Here is a 2,414-nt window from a genome sequence, read left to right as displayed (position 1 = left end):
CGAGCCGGGCCGGGTTCCGTACGAGCCGGGCCGGGTTCCGGACGAGCCGGGCCGGGTCCCGGACGAGCAGGGGGTTCCGCGCGCGTCGGACGGGAACCCGGGCGGGGCGCCGACGCGTACGCTCGCCGGTGCGCTCGCCGCCGGGGAGTTCCTCGTGCTGGACGGCGGCCTCTCCAACCAGCTCCAGGCGCAGGGGTGCGACCTCTCCGACGCGCTGTGGTCGGCCCGTCTGCTGGTGGACGCGCCCCAGCAGATCGAGGCCGCCCACGCCGCATACGTCCGGGCCGGTGCCCAGGTGCTCATCACCGCCGGCTACCAGGCCACGTTCGAGGGGTTCGAGCGGCGCGGTATCGGGCGGGAGCGGGCGGCGGGGCTGATGGCCGACAGCGTGGAGCTGGCCCGGCGCGCAGCCTCGGTCAGCGGCCGTGAGGTGTGGGTCGCCGCGTCCGTCGGGCCGTACGGGGCGATGCTCGCGGACGGCAGCGAGTACCGCGGCCGCTACGGGCTGACCGTCCGCGAGCTGGAGCGCTTCCACCGCCCCCGGGTGGAGGCCTTGGCCGCGGCGGCCCCCGACGCGCTGGCCCTGGAGACGGTGCCGGACACCGACGAGGCCGAGGCGCTGCTGGGTGCCGTGCGGGGCTGCGGGGTGCCGGTGTGGCTCTCGTACACCGTGGCGGGGGAGTGCACCCGGGCCGGTCAGCCACTGGCCGAGGCGTTCGCTCTGGCGGCGGGCGAGGACCAGGTGATGGCGGTCGGGGTCAACTGCTGTGACCCGGCGGACGCGGGACGGGCGGTGGAGGTGGCCGCGGCCGTGACCGGGAAGCCGGTCGTGGTCTACCCCAACAGCGGTGAGGCGTGGGACGCGGCGGCCCGGGGGTGGACGGGGCGCGGCACCTTCGACCCGGTACGGGTCGGGGACTGGCGGCGGGCGGGGGCCCGGCTGGTCGGCGGCTGCTGCCGGGTCGGCCCGTCCGGCATCAGGGAACTGGCCGCCGCACAGGTTCCGCCGGGGCCGTGAAAATGCCTGGTGGGAGGTGGAGCCAGAGACCATACTCGGACGCGTGTTCCTGACGATCAGTACGACCGGCAGCCCTGGGCGCCCCGCCACCGATCTCGGATTCCTGCTGCACAAGCACCCCGGGAAGGCGCAGGCGTTCTCCACCTCGCACGGCACCGCGCACGTCTTCTATCCGGAGGCGTCCGAGGAGCGTTGCACGGCCGCGTTGCTCCTTGAGGTGGATCCCGTCGCCCTCGTGCGGCGCGGCAAGGGCAAGGGCCGGGGCGGCGCACCGGACGCGGCGCTCGCGCAGTACGTCAACGACCGCCCGTACGCGGCGCCTTCGCTGCTCTCGGTCGCCATGGCCGCGGTCTTCAAGTCCGCGCTCAACGGGGTCTGCCGGGCGCTGCCGGACCGGGCCCGGGATCCGTTGCCGCTGCGCGTCGAGGTGCCCGCCCTCCCGGCCCGCGGAGGGGCCGAGCTGGTGCGGAAGCTGTTCGGGCCGCTCGGCTGGACCCAGGTGGACGCCGTGGCCGTGCCGTTGGACGAGCGCTTCCCCCAGTGGGGCGCCTCACGTTACGTACGGCTCGTGCTGGAGGGGGAGATGAGGCTGGTGGACGCCCTCCGCCAGCTGTACGTGCTCCTTCCGGTGCTCGACGACGCCAAGCACTACTGGGTCGCGCCCGACGAGGTGGACAAGCTGCTGCGGGCCGGCGAGGGCTGGCTGGCCGGCCACCCCGAGCAGAAGCTGATCACCAGCCGCTATCTCTCCCGCCGCTGGGGCCTGACCCGGCAGGCGATGGAGCGCCTCGAACTGGTGCGGCTGGCGGAGTCCGACGACCTGGAGGTGGAGAGCGTCGACAACGCGGTGGACGAGACCACCGACACGGAGGAGAGGCCGGTACCGCTGGCCGAGCGGCGCCGTGAGGCGATCCTGACGGCGTTGCGCACCGCCGGGGCCCACCGGGTGCTGGACCTCGGCTGCGGGCAGGGTCAGCTGGTGCAGGCGCTGCTCAAGGACGGGCGCTACACGGAGATCGTGGGCGTCGACGTGTCGATGCGCGCCCTGGCCGTCGCCGCACGCCGGCTGAAGCTGGACAGGATGGGGGAGCGCCAGGCCGGCCGCGTCACGCTCCGGCAGGGCTCGCTCAGCTACACCGACAAGCAGCTCACGGGGTACGACGCGGCGGTGCTCAGCGAGGTGATCGAGCACCTCGACCTGGAGCGGCTGCCGGCCCTGGAGTACGCCGTGTTCGGCGCGGCCCGTCCCAGGACCGTCCTCGTGACCACTCCGAACGTCGAGTACAACGTCCGCTGGGAGACGCTCCCGGCCGGGCACCTACGCCACGGTGACCACCGCTTCGAGTGGACCCGGGCCGAGTTCGGGGACTGGGCACGGTCTGTCTCTTATACACAT

The 2,414-nt window shown here is 74.0% G+C and carries 2 protein-coding genes; both read left to right on the top strand.

The features are described from left to right. Window positions 1–154 precede the first annotated feature (154 nt). Entirely contained in the window at window positions 155–1,018 is an 864-nt protein-coding gene (gene mmuM, locus IH13_RS0127040) for a homocysteine S-methyltransferase (protein WP_037842474.1), read from the top strand. Between the two features lie 43 nt (window positions 1,019–1,061). Next, window positions 1,062–2,414 (top strand): 3' terminal RNA ribose 2'-O-methyltransferase Hen1 (locus IH13_RS0127035; protein WP_063837498.1); only part of this gene is annotated, 1,353 nt, incomplete at its 3' end.

This window comes from Streptomyces sp. NRRL WC-3549 (genome assembly GCF_000721935.1).
In the GTDB taxonomy this organism is placed as follows: domain Bacteria; phylum Actinomycetota; class Actinomycetes; order Streptomycetales; family Streptomycetaceae; genus Streptomyces.
The sequence above is the reverse complement of the archived record's forward strand: the minus strand, read 5'-3'. Positions and strand labels throughout refer to the sequence as shown.